The sequence below is a fragment of the Enterobacter cloacae complex sp. AR_0002 genome, assembly GCF_001922365.1.
Lineage (GTDB): Bacteria > Pseudomonadota > Gammaproteobacteria > Enterobacterales > Enterobacteriaceae > Enterobacter > Enterobacter hormaechei_C.
Genome location: NZ_CP018814.1, coordinates 232,046 through 248,706, shown reverse-complemented (window position 1 = coordinate 248,706; position 16,661 = coordinate 232,046). Strand labels below are relative to the sequence as shown.

At 55.6% G+C, this 16,661-nt stretch carries 14 protein-coding genes; 8 read left to right on the top strand and 6 right to left on the bottom strand.

The features are described from left to right. Positions 1-64 precede the first annotated feature (64 nt). The 4 genes from AM329_RS01335 to AM329_RS01320 all read right to left on the bottom strand — a co-directional run bounded on the left by AM329_RS01335 (position 65) and on the right by AM329_RS01320 (position 4,507). Positions 65-766, bottom strand: coding sequence for a DnaA inactivator Hda (locus tag AM329_RS01335; protein WP_211482948.1), 702 nt, complete (start codon positions 764-766; stop codon positions 65-67). Between the two features lie 96 nt (positions 767-862). Beyond that, positions 863-2,152, bottom strand: a complete 1,290-nt coding sequence (gene uraA, locus AM329_RS01330; RefSeq protein WP_003860558.1) for a uracil permease — start codon at positions 2,150-2,152, stop codon at positions 863-865. Between the two features lie 82 nt (positions 2,153-2,234). Then, positions 2,235-2,861, bottom strand: a complete 627-nt coding sequence (gene upp, locus AM329_RS01325; protein WP_003860560.1) for a uracil phosphoribosyltransferase — start codon at positions 2,859-2,861, stop codon at positions 2,235-2,237. 215 nt (positions 2,862-3,076) lie between these two features. Beyond that, positions 3,077-4,507, bottom strand: a complete 1,431-nt coding sequence (locus AM329_RS01320; protein WP_032609809.1) for a 6-phospho-beta-glucosidase — start codon at positions 4,505-4,507, stop codon at positions 3,077-3,079. A 266-nt stretch (positions 4,508-4,773) separates the two neighbouring features. On the opposite strand from AM329_RS01320, the gene purM reads away from it, so the two are divergent. From purM to ppx, 4 genes are all read left to right on the top strand, one after another. Further along, positions 4,774-5,811 (top strand): phosphoribosylformylglycinamidine cyclo-ligase, encoded by a 1,038-nt coding sequence (gene purM, locus AM329_RS01315; RefSeq protein ID WP_003860563.1) that lies wholly within the window; start codon positions 4,774-4,776, stop codon positions 5,809-5,811. After that, positions 5,808-6,449: a phosphoribosylglycinamide formyltransferase gene (gene purN / locus AM329_RS01310; RefSeq protein ID WP_003860566.1), complete on the top strand. Its 642-nt coding sequence runs from the start codon at positions 5,808-5,810 to the stop codon at positions 6,447-6,449. Before purM ends, purN begins: the two co-directional genes overlap by 4 nt. Positions 6,450-6,677: 228 nt before the next feature. Further along, positions 6,678-8,738, top strand: coding sequence for a polyphosphate kinase 1 (gene ppk1, locus AM329_RS01305; protein ID WP_032609811.1), 2,061 nt, complete (start codon positions 6,678-6,680; stop codon positions 8,736-8,738). A 3-nt stretch (positions 8,739-8,741) separates the two neighbouring features. Then, positions 8,742-10,280 (top strand): exopolyphosphatase, encoded by a 1,539-nt coding sequence (ppx, locus tag AM329_RS01300; RefSeq protein ID WP_032609813.1) that lies wholly within the window; start codon positions 8,742-8,744, stop codon positions 10,278-10,280. Between the two features lie 4 nt (positions 10,281-10,284). On the opposite strand, the gene AM329_RS01295 is transcribed toward ppx, so the two are convergent. Further along, a complete protein-coding gene (locus AM329_RS01295; protein WP_023314636.1) occupies positions 10,285-12,525 on the bottom strand; it encodes an EAL domain-containing protein in 2,241 nt (746 codons plus the stop codon). Positions 12,526-12,893: 368 nt separating this feature from the next. On the opposite strand from AM329_RS01295, the gene AM329_RS01290 reads away from it, so the two are divergent. Then, complete coding sequence (locus AM329_RS01290) at positions 12,894-13,064, top strand: YfgG family protein (RefSeq protein WP_017383512.1); 171 nt, start codon at positions 12,894-12,896, stop codon at positions 13,062-13,064. Here AM329_RS01290 and AM329_RS01285 read toward each other — a convergent pair. Continuing rightward, positions 13,061-13,951: a LysR family transcriptional regulator gene (locus AM329_RS01285; protein WP_032609815.1), complete on the bottom strand. Its 891-nt coding sequence runs from the start codon at positions 13,949-13,951 to the stop codon at positions 13,061-13,063. The two genes, AM329_RS01290 and AM329_RS01285, sit on opposite strands and share 4 nt — an antisense overlap. A gap of 97 nt (positions 13,952-14,048) precedes the next feature. Between AM329_RS01285 and AM329_RS01280 the strand changes: the two genes are divergently transcribed. The 3 genes from AM329_RS01280 to AM329_RS01270 are packed head-to-tail and all read left to right on the top strand — an operon-like array spanning position 14,049 to position 16,554. After that, positions 14,049-15,278, top strand: coding sequence for an MFS transporter (locus AM329_RS01280; protein WP_022651562.1), 1,230 nt, complete (start codon positions 14,049-14,051; stop codon positions 15,276-15,278). Between the two features lie 51 nt (positions 15,279-15,329). Beyond that, positions 15,330-15,797 carry a DUF6130 family protein gene (locus AM329_RS01275; protein WP_032609817.1) on the top strand — a complete coding sequence of 156 codons (468 nt, stop codon included), beginning with the start codon at positions 15,330-15,332 and terminating at the stop codon, positions 15,795-15,797. A 10-nt stretch (positions 15,798-15,807) separates the two neighbouring features. Continuing rightward, on the top strand, positions 15,808-16,554 hold the full coding sequence (locus AM329_RS01270) for an alpha/beta fold hydrolase (RefSeq protein ID WP_023325040.1): 747 nt from the start codon (positions 15,808-15,810) through the stop codon (positions 16,552-16,554). The last annotated feature ends 107 nt before the right edge of the window (positions 16,555-16,661 follow it).

Genomic DNA, 16,661 nt, shown 5'->3' with positions numbered 1-16,661 from the left:
CCGGCCTGCAAGGTATGACGGGTTTTCGTAGGCCCGGTAAGCGCAGCGCCACCGGGCAAAAAACTCAAAGCTTAAGAATATCTTTCACAAACGGAATGGTCAGCTTGCGCTGGGCGGTGATGGAGGCGCGATCGAGCTGATCGAGCGTATCAAAGAGCGTGCGCATCTCCCGATCCAGACGCTTGAGCAGGAAGCGCCCTACGTCTTCCGGCAGTTCAAATCCGCGCAGTCTGGCGCGCAACTGAAGTGCCTGGAGTTTGTCTTCATCCGACAGCGGTTGCAGCTTGTAGATTTGCCCCCAATCCAGACGAGACGCCAGATCCGGCAGCCCCAGATTGAGCTGGCGCGGCGGACGATCGCCGGTGATCAGCAGCCGGGTTTTGCCCGACTCCAGAATGCGGTTGTAGAGGTTAAAGATCGCCATTTCCCACGGTTCGTCCCCCGCCACGCATTCGATATTATCGATGCAGACCAGGGAGAGATGTTCCATGCCCTCCAGCACCTCAGGCACAAACCAGGTGCGTTTATCCAGCGGCACATAGCCTACCGCGTCACCGCGCGCCGAAAGCTCCGCACAGGCGGCATGCAGCAGGTGGCTGCGTCCCGCGCCTTCGCGTGACCAGATATAGATGTATCCGCTGTGTTCCTGGCGCAGCACGTTTTGCAGTGCAGCCAGTAAAGAGGGGTTATCACCCGGCCAGAAACTCGCGAAAGTTTCATCGTCAGGGAGATAAAGTGGCAGAGAGAGCTGTGCCGGTCCGTTCAGAAATACCTCAACCAGAGATCTTACATAAAATCGGAATGGAGTTTAACACGGAACCTGCAAGGAGAGAACCGGGCGATCCTTCGCCCGGCATGACGATCAATGTGGCGCTTTTTCGCTGTCGTCCGCGTCCAGCACCACCTCTTCCGGGCGGATCACCGAGATCAGCTTGAAAATCAGGCTCAGGCCGACGCCGACGATGGTCGCCAGCGCCATACCCTTCAGCTCTGCCGCGCCGATGTGCACCTTCGCGCCGCTCACGCCGATAATCAGGATAACGGAGGTCAGGATCAGGTTCTGCGCCTTGCTGTAATCCACTTTGGATTCAATCAGCACGCGAATACCGGAGGCACCGATCACCCCGTACAGCAGCAGAGAAACGCCGCCCATCACCGGCACCGGGATAATCTGGATCGCTGCCGCCAGTTTACCAACGCAGGAGAGCAGAATGGCGATGATCGCCGCGCCGCCGATAACCCAGGTGCTGTAGACGCGGGTGATCGCCATTACGCCGATATTCTCACCGTAAGTCGTGTTTGGCGTGGAGCCGAAGAAACCAGAGATGATGGTGGAGAAACCGTTGGCAAACATGGAGCGATGCAGGCCCGGGTCGCGGATCAGGTCGCGCTTCACGATGTTCGCCGTCACCACCAGGTGGCCGACGTGCTCAGCAATCACCACCAGCGCAGCAGGCAGAATGGTGAAAATGGCGAACCATTCAAAGCGCGGGGTGTAGAAGGTTGGCAGCGCGAACCAGTGCGCCTCGGCAATCGGGGTGGTATCCACAACGCCCATCACGAAGGAGAGCGCGTAACCCGCCAGCACGCCGATCAGGATTGGGATAATCGCCATAAAGCCGCGGAAGAGGACGGAACCGAATACCGTCACGCCCAGCGTCACCAGCGAAATAATAATGGTTTTAGAATCCGGTGACTGACCGTCCGCAGGCAGCAGCCCAGCCATGTTCGCCGCGACACCCGCCAGCTCCAGGCCGATGACGGCAACGATGGCCCCCATTGCCGCAGGCGGGAACATCACGTCCAGCCAGCCGGTACCGGCTTTCTTCACGATGAAGGAGACCAGGCAGAACAGCACGCCGCACATGATGAAGCCGCCCAGCGCGACCTCATAACCCAGCGGCAGCAACAGCAGTACCGGGGAGATAAACGCGAAGCTCGACCCGAGATAGGCCGGGATTTTGCCTTTACAGATGAAGAGGTAAAGCAGCGTACCGATGCCGTTAAACAGCAGCACGGTAGCCGGGTTAATGTGAAACAGGATTGGCACCAGCACGGTTGCGCCAAACATGGCGAACAGGTGCTGCAAACTAAGCGGGATTGTCTGTAAAAGCGGCGGTCTTTCACTCACCCCGATAGCACGGCGCGTCATAGTGTTTTCCTCTGAGTGTCATTGTTGGCTTTTATTCAAAAAAAAGCCGACTATCAAAGTCGGCTTCTTTATCGTTATTCGATTATTTAGTACCAAAAATCTTATCGCCGGCATCGCCGAGCCCCGGGATGATGTACCCGTGCTCGTTCAGTCCCTGGTCGACAGACGCGGTATAGAGTTCAACGTCCGGGTGCGCTTTTTCCAGCGCCGCGATACCTTCCGGCGCCGCAACCAGTACCAGCACTTTGATGCTGCTGCATCCCGCTTTTTTCAGCAGGTCGATGGTGGCGATCATCGAACCGCCGGTCGCGAGCATCGGGTCAACCACCAGCGCCATACGCTCATCGATGTTAGAGACCAGCTTCTGGAAGTACGGGACCGGCTCAAGCGTCTCTTCGTTACGGTAGATACCCACCACGCTGATACGCGCGCTTGGGACGTGCTCCAGCACGCCTTCCATCATGCCCAGACCCGCACGCAGGATTGGCACCACGGTAATTTTTTTACCTTTGATCTGCTCAACCTGTACCGGGCCGTTCCAGCCTTCGATGGTCACTTTTTCCGTTTCCAGATCAGAGGTCGCTTCGTAGGTCAGCAGGCTACCCACTTCAGAAGCCAGTTCGCGAAAACGCTTCGTGCTGATGTCATGCTCACGCATCAGGCCCAACTTGTGTTTAACGAGTGGGTGTTTCACTTCCACAATCTTCATTCTCTTTCTCCTCTGAGGTGGCATCCGCAAAAAAATCGCGGGATTATACCGCTTTTTTCGGATTGCGCCATACCCATCTTGCTTGACATACATCAATCAAAAACAAAAAAGCCGGAGGCGAGGCTCCGGCTTGGGGCGGGATTCTGCCGGGTGGCGCTAACGCTTACCCGGCCTGGACATCCCGTAGGCCCGGTAAGCGCAGCGCCACCGGGCAATTATAGCTGCTCTCCGTTGCTGGCAATCACCTGCTTATACCAGTCGAACGATTTCTTCTTGCTGCGGTTCAGCGTACCGTTACCTTCGTTATCTTTATCGACAAAGATAAAGCCGTAGCGTTTCTTCATCTCGCCGGTGCCGGCAGAGACCAGGTCGATACAGCCCCACGGCGTGTAGCCCATCAGATCCACGCCGTCTTCCACCACCGCTTTTTTCATCTCGCGGATGTGGGCGGAAAGGTAGTCAATGCGGTACTGGTCGTTCACCGTGCCGTCGCTCTCCTGCACGTCGATCGCGCCAAAACCGTTTTCCACAATAAACAGCGGCAGCTGATAGTGATCCCAGAACCAGTTCAGGGAGTAGCGCAGCCCGACAGGATCGATCTGCCAGCCCCAGTCCGATTTCTGCACGTACGGGTTAGAAACCAGGCTCTTGCTCTCGTCGTAATCCAGCGTCGGATTATCCGCCGTCGCTTTGGTAGCGAAAGACATGTAGTAGCTGAACCCGATGTAATCCACGCAGCCCTGGGTCAGCGCCACTTTATCTTCTTCGGTAATATCCAGCGCGAAGCCGCGACGTTCAAAGTAGTTGAGCAGATGCTGCGGATACTTGCCGCGCACGTGAACGTCGGTGAACCAGTAGCGGCGATGCATGGCGTTCATCGCCATCATCATGTCGTCCGGGGCACAGGTCAGCGGATAGATGGGGCACATGGCAATCATGCAGCCGATTTGCAGTGACGGGTTGATCTCGCGCCCCGCCTTCACCGCCAGAGCACTGGCCACCAGCTCATAGTGCGCCGCCTGGAACATCACCGGCTCGCGATCTTCTCCCGGCGCATATTTCAGCCCGGAGTTGGTAAACGGCGCAAAGTCTTCGTGGAAGTTGGCCTGGTTGTTGATCTCGTTAAAGGTCATCCAGTACTTCACTGTATGCTGGTAGCGCTCAAAAACGACCTTCGCGAAGCGGACAAAGAAGTCGATCAGCTTACGGTTGCGCCAGCCGCCGTATTCCGTCACCAGGTGGAAAGGCATCTCGAAGTGGGAAAGCGTGATCACCGGCTCGATGCCGTGCTTCAGGCACTCGTCGAACAAATCGTCATAGAATTGGAGTCCCGCTTCGTTCGGCTCCAGCTCGTCGCCTTTCGGGAAGATACGCGTCCAGGCGATGGAGGTGCGAAAGCATTTGAACCCCATTTCGGCAAAGAGTTTGATGTCTTCTTTATAGCGGTGATAGAAGTCGATGGCTTCGTGGTTTGGGTAATTTTTCCCCTCCATCACGCCGTTGGTGATTTCACGCGGTACCCCATGGGCACCTGCCGTCATGACATCGGCAACGCTCACGCCCTTGCCGCCCTCTTTCCAGCCGCCTTCAAGCTGGTGCGCCGCAACGGCCCCACCCCACAGAAAACCTGCTTTAAATCCTGACATTCGCTATCCCTCATTCTGCGTTATTTTCTGCAAAAACAGTTACAGAAACCGGTTTCAGTTTGATGATGTGCAAAGGGGATTGCCGTTGCAAGCAGATCGCCGAAACCGGTTTCATTTTCGTGAACAGAGTCAAGTTTGTTGCCCTGTACAGGCCGCACAGAAAAAAAGATCCCCACGCCGAGAATAGGCTCGCAAACGTTTGCCTGGACTGTTAGAATTGCGCCGATTTTTCTTACTAGCTATGCAATCGCGTGGGGATTTAAGCCGTGACCAACAAAACTTCTCTCAGCTACAAAGATGCCGGTGTTGATATTGACGCAGGTAATGCGCTGGTTGACCGAATCAAAGGTGTGGTGAAAAAAACCCGCCGCCCGGAAGTGATGGGTGGCCTGGGTGGATTCGGCGCACTGTGCGCGCTGCCGCAAAAATATCGTGAACCTGTGCTGGTCTCGGGTACGGATGGTGTCGGTACAAAACTGCGCCTGGCGATGGATCTTAAGCGTCACGATACGATTGGTATCGATCTGGTGGCGATGTGCGTCAACGACCTGGTGGTACAGGGCGCTGAGCCGCTGTTCTTCCTGGATTACTACGCGACCGGCAAGCTGGACGTGGATACCGCAGCCAGCGTCATTAACGGTATCGCCGAAGGCTGCCTGCAATCCGGCTGTGCGCTGGTCGGCGGTGAAACCGCAGAAATGCCTGGCATGTATCACGGTGAAGATTATGACGTCGCAGGCTTCTGCGTCGGCGTGGTAGAAAAATCAGAAATTATCGACGGCAGCAAAGTGGCTGACGGCGATGTGCTGGTTGCGCTGGCCTCCAGCGGTCCGCACTCCAACGGCTACTCTCTGGTGCGTAAGATCCTCGAAGTGAGCGGTTGCGACCCGCTGACCACCGAGCTGGACGGCAAACCGCTGGCCGATCACCTGCTGGCCCCGACCCGCATCTACGTGAAAAACGTGCTGGAGCTGATTGAGAACGTTGACGTGCACGCCATCGCTCACCTTACCGGCGGCGGCTTCTGGGAAAACATTCCGCGCGTGCTGCCGGATAATACCCAGGCGGTGATCGACGCCTCCTCATGGCAGTGGCCGTCCGTCTTCAACTGGCTGCAAACCGCAGGCAACGTGAGCGAGCATGAAATGTACCGCACCTTTAACTGCGGCGTGGGCATGGTTATCGCCCTGCCCGCCAGCGAAGCGGATAAAGCGATTAAGCTGCTGACAGAAAAAGGTGAAAACGCGTGGAAAATCGGTACGATTAAAGCTTCCGATTCCGAACAGCGTGTGGTCATTGAATGAAAAACATCGTGGTGCTCATTTCCGGCAACGGAAGCAATTTGCAGGCAATCATAGACGCCTGCAAACAGAAGAAAATCAATGGCACCATTCGGGCAGTATTCAGCAACAAGGCCGATGCATTCGGCCTTGAGCGCGCGCGGGAAGCGAACATTCCTGCGCACGCGCTGGAAGCCAGCCAGTTCGCCGGGCGTGAAGCCTTTGACCGTGAGCTGGTGCAGGAGATTGACGCCTACGCGCCTGACGTGGTGGTGCTGGCAGGCTACATGCGCATCCTGAGCCCGGCTTTTGTTGCACACTACGCCGGACGACTGCTCAATATCCACCCTTCCCTGCTACCAAAATACCCCGGTCTGCACACCCATCGTCAGGTGCTGGAGAACGGCGATGAGGAGCATGGTACCTCCGTGCATTTCGTTACCGACGAGCTGGACGGCGGTCCGGTCATTTTGCAGGCAAAAGTACCGGTCTTTGACGGTGACAACGAAGACGACGTGACCGAACGTGTACAGGCTCAGGAACACGCCATTTATCCGCTGGTGGTAAGCTGGTTTGTTGACGGCCGTCTTGAGATGCGCGACGGCGCAGCCTGGCTGGACGGAGTGAAGTTGCCCCCGCAGGGTTATGCTGCCGAAGAGTAGTCTGTTTGAATTGCCCGGCGGCGCTTCGCTTGCACGGGCCTACGGTCCCGTAGGTCGTGGTAAGCGCAGCGCCACCCGACATCCCCTGCCCCAACCCTCTAAATTCCCCAATAAAAAAATAACTGTCATACTTTTCTGGCACTGTTGGACATATCGTGGAAATGCTCGCCATAATAAGGACGAGACGGATTTACCACGTCCTGTGATTGAACTGGAGTGTGAGCTGTAATGGGTCAGGAAAAGTTATACATCGAGAAAGAGCTAAGCTGGTTAGCATTCAACGAACGTGTACTTCAGGAAGCGGCCGATAAAACCAACCCGCTGATTGAACGTATGCGTTTTTTAGGCATCTATTCCAACAATCTGGATGAGTTCTACAAGGTTCGCTTCGCCGAACTGAAACGCCGAATCATCATCAGCGAAGAACAGGGCTTAAACTCCCACTCGCGACATCTGCTTGGAAAAATCCAGTCTCGCGTCATGAAAGCCGATCAGGAATTTGATGGCCTCTATAACGAGCTGCTGCTGGAAATGGCACGCAACCAAATCTTCCTGATCAACGAACGCCAGCTCTCCGCGAATCAGCAAAACTGGCTGCGCCACTATTTTAAACATTATCTGCGCCAGCATATCACCCCGATTCTGATCAACCGTGAAACCGATCTGGTGCAGTTCCTGCAAGATGACTACACCTATCTGGCGGTAGAAATCATTCGTGGTGAGACCATTAACTACGCGCTGCTGGAAATACCGTCTGATAAAGTCCCACGCTTTGTAAACCTGCCGCCGGAAACCCCGCGCCGACGTAAGCCGATGATCCTGCTGGATAACATCCTGCGCTACTGCCTGGACGATATCTTCAAAGGCTTCTTCGATTACGACGCGCTCAACGCCTACTCGATGAAGATGACCCGTGACGCCGAGTACGATCTGGTGCATGAGATGGAGGCCAGCCTGATGGAGCTGATGTCTTCCAGCCTCAAGCAGCGCCTGACGGCGGAGCCAGTGCGGTTTGTCTATCAGCGTGATATGCCGGACGCAATGGTGGAGATGCTGCGCGATAAGCTGACCATCTCCCGCTACGACTCCATTATTCCCGGCGGGCGTTACCACAACTTTAAAGATTTCATTGGCTTCCCGAACGTCGGCAAAGCCAATCTGGTGAACAAACCGCTGCCGCGCCTGCGCCATATCTGGTTCGATAAGTTCCGCAACGGGTTCGACGCCATCCGCGAACGGGATGTACTGCTCTACTATCCGTATCATACCTTTGAGCACGTGCTGGAATTGCTGCGTCAGGCCTCATTCGATCCGAACGTGCTGGCGATTAAAATCAATATTTATCGCGTGGCGAAAGATTCCCGCATCATCGATGCGATGATCCACGCGGCGCACAACGGCAAGAAAGTGACCGTGGTAGTTGAGCTCCAGGCTCGCTTCGACGAAGAGGCCAACATCCACTGGGCACGCCGACTGACGGAAGCGGGCGTGCACGTCATCTTCTCCGCGCCGGGGCTGAAAATTCACGCCAAGCTGTTCCTGATCTCCCGTAAAGAGGGTGACGAGGTGGTGCGCTACGCCCATATTGGTACCGGGAACTTTAACGAGAAAACCGCGAGAATCTACACCGACTATTCGCTGCTGACTGCCGATGCCCGCATCACCAACGAAGTGCGTCGGGTGTTCAACTTCATTGAGAACCCGTACCGCCCGGTGAGCTTCGATTATCTGCTGGTGTCACCGCAGAACTCACGGCGCCTGCTGTACGATATGATCGACAAAGAGATTGCCAATGCGCAGAACGGCTTGTCGTCCGGCATTACGCTGAAGCTCAACAATCTGGTGGACAAAGGGCTGGTGGACCGCCTGTACGCGGCCTCCAGTTCTGGCGTTCCGGTAAATCTGCTCATTCGTGGCATGTGCTCGCTCATTCCGGAACTGGAAGGCATTAGCGATAACATCCGCGTGATCAGCATTGTGGATCGCTATCTTGAACACGATCGCGTCTATATTTTCGATAACGCCGGTGATAAGCGCGTATACCTCTCGTCCGCCGACTGGATGACGCGTAACATTGATTACCGTATTGAAGTGGCGGCACCGCTGCTGGATCCTCGCCTGAAGCAGCGTATCCTGGACATTATCGAGATCCTGTTCAGCGATACGGTGAAAGCACGTTATATCGACAAAGAACTTAGTAATCGCTATGTACCGCGCGGCAATCGCCGTAAAGTGCGCTCGCAGCTGGCGATTTACGATTACATTAAATCACTTGAGCAACCCGATTAACCTATGCCAATAAACGATAATACCCCACGCCCGCAGGAGTTCGCTGCGGTCGATCTTGGCTCAAACAGTTTCCATATGGTCATCGCCCGCGAGGTGGATGGCGCGATGCAGATCATCGGTCGTCTGAAGCAGCGTGTGCATCTGGCCGATGGTCTCGACGCGCGTAACATGCTGAGCGAAGAGGCTATGGAGCGCGGGCTGAACTGCCTGTCGCTGTTCGCAGAACGTCTGCAAGGCTTTTCACCGTCCAGCGTCTGCATCGTTGGAACGCATACGCTACGCCAGGCGCTGAACGCGCCGGAATTTCTTAAGCGCGCGGAAAAGGTTATCCCCTACCCGATTGAGATCATCTCCGGTAACGAAGAAGCGCGCCTGATTTTTATGGGCGTGGAGCATACGCAGCCGGAAAAAGGCCGCAAGCTGGTGATTGATATCGGCGGTGGCTCCACGGAACTGGTGATTGGCGAAGACTTCGAGCCGCGTCTGGTGGAAAGCCGCCGTATGGGCTGCGTCAGCTTCGCGCAGATGTATTTCCCGGGCGGCGTCATCACCCGCGAAAACTTCCAGCGCGCGCGCATGGCCGCCGTACAAAAACTGGAAAATCTGGCCTGGCAATACCGTATTCAGGGCTGGAACGTGGCGCTGGGCGCATCGGGGTCGATTAAAGCGGCCCATGAAGTGCTGCTGGCGATGGGTGAAAAAGACGGGTTTATTACGCCTGAGCGCCTGGTGAGACTCACCGAAGAGGTGCTTAAGCATAAGAGCTTCGACGCCCTGAGTTTGCCGGGTCTGTCCGACGAACGTAAAGCCGTGTTCGTACCGGGGCTGGCGATCCTCTGCGGCGTGTTTGACGCGCTGGCGATCAAAGAGCTGCGTCTCTCTGACGGCGCCCTGCGTGAAGGCGTGCTGTATGAGATGGAAGGACGTTTCCGTCATCAGGATATTCGCAGCCGTACCGCGCAGAGCCTGGCCAACCAGTACAACATCGACCGTGAACAGGCGAAGCGCGTTCTCGAAACCACGGTGCAGATGTACGAGCAGTGGGAGGAGCAAAATCCTAAGCTGGCGCATCCGCAGCTGGCCGCACTGTTAAAATGGGCCGCCATGCTGCACGAGGTGGGGCTGAACATTAACCACAGCGGAATGCATCGCCATTCAGCCTATATTCTGCAAAACAGCGATCTGCCTGGCTTCAACCAGGAGCAGCAAACCATGATGGCGACGCTGGTCCGCTATCACCGCAAAGCCATCAAGCTCGACGATCTGCCGCGCTTTACGTTGTTTAAGAAAAAGCAGTTCCTGCCGCTCATTCAGCTGTTGCGCCTGGGCGTATTGCTCAATAATCAGCGACAGGCGACCACCACGCCGCCGACGCTGAAGCTAAAAACGGATGACTATCACTGGACGCTGAGCTTCCCGCACGACTGGTTCAGCCAGAACGCGCTGGTACTGCTGGATCTGGAAAAAGAGCAGCAGTACTGGGAAGCGGTCACCGGCTGGCTGTTGAAGATTGAAGAAGAGAGTTCAGAGGCGGCAGCGTAACGGCTCAGGCGCTCTCCTGAGAAGGCTCCGTGTCGAGCAACGTATCAAGCTCAGCCGGCAACCCAATCAAATAGCCCTGCACATAATCGATACCTAGCGCGTGCACCGCGCTACGTATCTCTTCTGTTTCCACATATTCCGCCACCACCAGCATTTTCTTCATCCGGGCCAGATGGCAAATAGAAGCCACAATCTGGTAATCCAGGCTGTTGCTGACAATATTGCGAATAAAACCGCCGTCGATTTTGAGGATGTCGGCGTCCACGCTTTTTAACCGCGCATAGCTGGCGTAGCCGGTGCCAAAATCATCAATGGCGATCCGGATGCCCATTTTTTGTAATTTCCTGAGGGTAGACGCCGCCAGATCCGCATGACCAAAGGCGCTGCTTTCGGTCACTTCAAAGATCAACTGCCATGCTTCAACGGCGTATTTGGCTAACAGGCGGCTCACTTCAAGCGGGAACTGCGCCCGGTAGACGGTAGAAGGTGCGAGGTTGATCGCAAAGCGCTGGCCCGGCAACCGCTGGCGGTGCTGTGCCAGGAAACTCAACGTACGCTCCAGTACCCATAAATCGACACGCGACGATAAACCAAACTCCTGTGCTATGGGCAGGAACTGTTCGGGAAAGATCAGCGCCCCATTATCATCACGCATTCGCAGCAGCACCTCGTGATAACAATCGCCGCGCAGCCCGCGAACGGGTTGAACCAGCAGGGTAAAAGCGTCCTGCTCCAGCGCGGCCTGTAAACGGCTCATCATCGCGACCTTATCTTTCAGGCTACGCTGCAAGTGAACAGCCCCGCGCTGCTGAAGATTTTCCGGGTGGTTGGTAGAAAGGGAGAGATCGGCCACGATGCCCAGCTCCCCCAGCACCAGATAGAGGTGATTGACGGGTGAGCGCACATAGCAATAGCTTATGCCGACCTGAGGCTGTACCGGCATACCATCCCAGACAAAAACGAACTGCTTGATATGCTCGTCCAGCGTCTCAATGCGCTGTTGATGCGACTCCGCATCCAGACGCACCGCCATGTCATACCCGGTGAGGTGATAGACTCGCTCATTGGGCTGTAGAGTGCCGTTTATCCATTGCGCCAGCTGCTGTTTATACTGGATCCGCAGCATCACGCCGTAATTGCGTCCCAGTACCTCCAGCTCGGGCACGCGCAGTAAACAGAGCGCTGACCACGGATGACTGGCCAGCTCGCGCGACAGCGCCCGCAGGTTGGGCATATGCACCACCGGATCGAGAAAAGCCTGACTGCGGGAGCGAATATTGATGGCGCGCTGGCGTGTCGCCAGCATCGACATGTACGTCACAACGAAGGAAAAGACCAGATAGCTGGATGAGGTGATCGCCAGCTGAATGCCATACCCCTCTTGCACCGGAATGTAGTGATAAAAAAAGTGAATCGACACCAGCAGGACCGGCGTCCAGATGAGTGACATCAGCTTGTAGCCAAAGCGCATCGCCCCCCAGAGCATCACGGGCATCAGCAGGGACAAGGTGTAGTTGGTACTGAAAATGGAACTGTTTGCATTCATGGGCAGCAGCAGCATGACCAGCAACCCGCCCAGGGCTAAAAACCACACCACAAACTCAACGGCCGTCACCTTTTTGTCTATTTGCGCGCGGAGCTGGGACATCAGTCCCTTGATATAGCGCGGATGCCGTATCAGGCGGATCAGCAGGTAGCTTAGCGGCACGCCCGTCAGCCCGCTCACCAGTAGCCCCTGATAGTTAATAAGTGTCCGAATATTGAGGGGATTTAGTCCCGCGAGGCTCTGGCGGCTCTCATAAATGCCGAGATAAACCGCAAACTGAAACAGCACCAGAAAAAGCGTTGCCGGACAAAATACCTGCCAGAAAATACGCTGCCCCATCAGGCGTATGTCACCGTAAGCGGTCATATTACGCCGGGGCGCAAATACGCGATAACCGCCCCAGCTGAGCACCAGAGGAACGATAAAATGCAGAATGCCAGCCACGGTTTCAAATAACCCAACGGAGGGGTAATAACGTAAAAATAGCGATACCACCACCCCGGGGAGGGCTTCCAGGCCAAAGAACAACATCAGCGCCAGCAGAAAAGAGAGCGGGAGATAATAGAGCGCAACGATACCGTCGCCCAGCTGCGTTAAGGTATTAGCCACACTTAGTACCGGGAGTAACACGACGGGTAAAATAAGAGGAAGTGCCCACCAGCGGTCTTTATTTTGCTTCAGGATGTGGTGAATATTCATAGATGCTCGTTTACAACCCTTGCGCTCCAGAGGGTAAAGGAAGACAGGCATCCAACCTGACGTACACGTTGCCCGGAAAATTCCTGGCAAGCACAGTGGAGGAGGGATTTTAAATATCAACGACGGGATGCGGTTGACCTAAATCAAATTAATTTATCTGAATAAACCTTTCTTACGTTTTTTTTGAATATTTTTCCTCTAATTATCAATGCGATAAATAAAAGCGTTGTTTTTAATAACATAAATTAATGTAAGCATTGACGGTATTTTACATTTCGCCGAATTGACCCAGACTTGCGGCTGTGCCTTAATAGCCGTATCGCCCAAAAGGGTATACTCAGGAAAAGAAAGTGAGTCAGGCTACGCGTATGCGAAAACGACATCGATTTAACACCCGGATGACCCGCATCATACTGCTCATCAGTTTCCTGTTTTTCTTTGGCCGCTTTGTTTATTCCTCCATTGGCGCCTGGTATCACCATCAGGACAAAATTCAGTCGCAGCAATCAGGTCTTGTGGTGGATTCGCCCGAGCGCTAACGTCCATGTTCACGCTGTAACAGCCGAATAATTACCGTCATCCCTTTGCTGAGGATCTTATCCTGACGCATCACTATCGCCAGTTGCCGGCGCAGAACGGGCGTTAACGATTGAACGCGTAATCCCTCCCGGTCGTCGGCATGCTCCACCGCCATTCGCGGCACAATACTGTAGCCCAGCCCTGCACGTACCATGCGTTTGATGGCCTCAATACTGCCAAGCTGCATAACCGGTGAGACGGCTAGTCCGCGGGCTTCAAACCAGCCGTCAATCAACGTTCGCGTACCGCTGCCCGACTCAAACGCAATGAGCGGCTGAGCGTATAAAGAGTCTGGCGTAAACTGCTCCCCTTCTTCCGGCTGAACCTGCGCGCCAATCCAGACAAACTCTTCCTCCATCGCGTGCATAATCGCCAACGTACGACCGCTCGCCGGTAGCGTGACCAGCCCCATATCCAGCCGATTCTCCTCAATCGCCCTGACGATATCTGGCGTATTTCCCGTCGTCACTCCGATCCGTAACAGGGGATACTCCTCACGAAGCTGCTGCAACAGCGCTGGAAGCAGATGAATACAGGCCGTCGCGCCCGTGCCAAGCGTGATGGTGCCGCTCACTTCCTGATTGAATGCGCTAACCGAACGAATTGTCTCCTCAACCGCCAGTTCAAGACGTTCACCGTGCACCCGTAGCGCCTCACCGGCAGCAGTGGCTTTGATTCCACGCCCCGTACGTTCGATCAGCCGCGTCTGAAGAAACTGCTCCAGCTGGCGTATTTGCAGGCTGACGGCGGGCTGGGAAATACCCATTACATCTGCTGCCGCAGAAAAGCTGCCGCGTTGAACGACCAGACGAAAAGTGGCGAGGTGTCCCAGATTGAGCGTCGTCATGCAAAGTTTCTCTTATAGGGTGAATAAGGATACGGCTCTGCCAGCACAATACCGCGCCCTGTATGCTCGGGACAACTGCCTAACGGAATGAAAAATAATGGAAACACCTGCACTCCCTCGCCGTCTTGCGCTCACTGCGGGATGTAATCAACTCATTAACTGGGGGATCTCCTTTTACATGCCGGGAACCTTTGCTCATGCCATTACAGCAGACCGAAGCTGGTCGTCCCCCAAAATCTATCTTGGCCTGACGCTGGCCATGCTGGTTATGGCTATTGTCTCGCCGTTTGTCGCTCCTCTGCTGGCGCGTTTTGGTGGACAAAGGGTGGTAATGAGCGGGACCTTGCTGATCGCCGTAAGCTGTCTGTCAATGGCCTTTACGCCCACACTTTCAGGCTGGTATGGCGCCTGGTTGCTGACCGGCATCGGGATGCGCCTGTCGCTGTATGATGCGCTTTTCTCCGCTCTTGTGAACCTATACGGACCGCAGGCACGCAGGACAATCTCTCGTGTCACCCTGGCAGGCGGGCTGGCGTCCGCTGTCTTTTGGCCGCTGGGAGACGCCTTACTGAACGTGATGGGTTGGCAGGATGCGCTGAAGATCTACGCCCTGTTCGGTCTGCTCAGTGCCCTGCTTCTTCGGCGCTTCCCGCGCCAGCGCTTTACGGTCAAGCCCAAAGCATGTACGCAGGTTTCCCCTCATGACAGGCGTAACGGCTGGCTTTATGCAACCTTCATTGCTCTCATCACCTTCGTCTCTAACGGCACCTCTACCCACCTTCCCGAATTTATCGCCAGCTTCGGCCTGCCGGTCGCCGTCGGCATGCTGTGGGGAATGGGGCAGACCGGTGCACGCCTTATGGAGGTGCTGGCAGGGGCGCGCCTCACTCCGCTAAAACTGACGCTTTTCACTGCGCTCGCCATGCCGCTTTGTTTTCTCATCGGACTGAGCAGCGACATGCTGGCCTGGTGTGCCGCCGGATTTGTGTTCGGCTTTGGTGCCATTAACGGGCTGGTGACTATCGTCAAAGCGACGCTACCCCTGGAACTGTTTAGTACAGAGCGCTATGCCAGCCGCACGGGGCTGCTGCTTATTCCAGGCCAACTGATGGCAGCCGCCTCTCCGTTTGCGTATGCGTGGCTGAATAAGTCGCTGGGTATAACAGGCGGAATGTGGGTTTCCGCAGGACTGACGCTGGTCATTGCGGGGTTCGCAGTGGCGCTCGTGCGCAGCCCAGGCAAACAAACTGTATCGCACTGTATCCCGAGCGCTACGCTGACAAACCGGTACAAAACGCCCGCAGAAGCAAACATCCCCGATACATAAAAATGGTCTTCTGTATCCCTCGCCATAATAAACTGATGAGGAGAGACACAGATGATTCGTCGATATTTCCTGCTTCCTGTATTTGCGCTGACGTCCTTTGCTGGCGCACTGGCCGCACCGTTGGATGGCCTGAGCGCCGCTGATGTTAATGGCCCGGCCGCCGTAGCGCCGCAGGAAAAACCCCAGCCGCCAGCAAAACTGATCGTCGACCCACCGCTGGCGGGACCGCTGAGTAAAGGTGCGGTCTTTATTCAGTACCGCGTCGAAAACCTGCGCATTGAACCTGTATTTGGACCCGACGCGCTGAAAGTCACTCCGCGTATCGGCCATATTCACGTTGTGGTGGATGACGCGCCCTGGCACTGGGCTGATACCAGCGGCGAGCCGGTGATCCTGGTCGGGCTGCCCGCCGGGAAACACAAAGTAACCATCATCGTTGCTGACCCGACGCATAAGCCCATCGACCATAAAACCGTTGAATTCACCGTGCCGCCACACACCGCGGTTCACCACTTTTAAGGAGCCTGTTATGAAAGCATTGTCTGTATTAACAGCGGCGCTGCTGGCGGTTTCCACCAGCGCGCTGGCAGAGACGAAAGCCAGCGTGGTGCTGGTGCACGGGGCGTTTGCCGACGGCAGCAGCTGGAATAAGGTGATTACCCGGCTGCAAAAACACCATACCGAGGTCATTGCGGTACAACTTCCGCTCACGTCTCTGAAAGATGATGTCGCCGCCACGCAGCGTGCTATCGCCCGGGCTCATGGCGACGTTGTGCTGGTCGGGCACTCCTGGGGCGGGTCGGTAATCAGCGAAGCGGGCAATAATGCGCGGGTGAAGTCTCTGGTTTACGTTGCCGCTTTTGCGCCGGATTCCGGCCAGTCGACCGCAGATCTGGCAGACAGTTATCCTGCTCCGCCAGGGAGCGCCAGCCTCGCTAAAACGTCAGAGGGGTATTTATATCTGCCGACAAAAGCGGTCAGCGAGAATTTTGCCCCTGACGTGAAGGACGTTGAGCGCAGCGTGATTGCCGCGACGCAAAGCCCTATTAAGGCCGATGCGTTTGGGGAGAAAGTCGCGCATGCCGCCTGGCATGACAAACCGAGCTGGTATGTGATCAGCAAAAATGACCGGATGATCAATCCTGAGCTTGAGCGCGCAATGGCGAAGAAAATCAACGCCAACACCACGGAGGTAGCGGCAAGCCATGTATCGATGGTCAGCCAGCCGGACGTCGTTACCCGTACGATTGAACAGGCGTTATCGGGTCAACAGTGATAAAAAAGCCCGCATGATGAACGGTCCGACTTCGGGCCACGCCATCCTGCGGGCTTTATGCACTTCTGGCTCCTGCAACGGGGTTATGTGCGGTTTTGTCACAAACG

What these genes read in the sequence shown, in the direction of transcription:
- uraA (WP_003860558.1), bottom strand. Translation starts at nt 2,152, where the DNA reads ATGACGCGCCGTGCTATCGGGGTGAGTGAAAGACCGCCGCTTTTACAG.
- upp (WP_003860560.1), bottom strand. Translation starts at nt 2,861, where the DNA reads ATGAAGATTGTGGAAGTGAAACACCCACTCGTTAAACACAAGTTGGGC.
- AM329_RS01320 (WP_032609809.1), bottom strand. Translation starts at nt 4,507, where the DNA reads ATGTCAGGATTTAAAGCAGGTTTTCTGTGGGGTGGGGCCGTTGCGGCG.
- purN (WP_003860566.1), top strand. Translation starts at nt 5,808, where the DNA reads ATGAAAAACATCGTGGTGCTCATTTCCGGCAACGGAAGCAATTTGCAG.
- ppk1 (WP_032609811.1), top strand. Translation starts at nt 6,678, where the DNA reads ATGGGTCAGGAAAAGTTATACATCGAGAAAGAGCTAAGCTGGTTAGCA.
- ppx (WP_032609813.1), top strand. Translation starts at nt 8,742, where the DNA reads ATGCCAATAAACGATAATACCCCACGCCCGCAGGAGTTCGCTGCGGTC.
- AM329_RS01295 (WP_023314636.1), bottom strand. Translation starts at nt 12,525, where the DNA reads ATGAATATTCACCACATCCTGAAGCAAAATAAAGACCGCTGGTGGGCA.
- AM329_RS01290 (WP_017383512.1), top strand. Translation starts at nt 12,894, where the DNA reads ATGCGAAAACGACATCGATTTAACACCCGGATGACCCGCATCATACTG.
- AM329_RS01285 (WP_032609815.1), bottom strand. Translation starts at nt 13,951, where the DNA reads ATGACGACGCTCAATCTGGGACACCTCGCCACTTTTCGTCTGGTCGTT.
- AM329_RS01280 (WP_022651562.1), top strand. Translation starts at nt 14,049, where the DNA reads ATGGAAACACCTGCACTCCCTCGCCGTCTTGCGCTCACTGCGGGATGT.
- AM329_RS01275 (WP_032609817.1), top strand. Translation starts at nt 15,330, where the DNA reads ATGATTCGTCGATATTTCCTGCTTCCTGTATTTGCGCTGACGTCCTTT.
- AM329_RS01270 (WP_023325040.1), top strand. Translation starts at nt 15,808, where the DNA reads ATGAAAGCATTGTCTGTATTAACAGCGGCGCTGCTGGCGGTTTCCACC.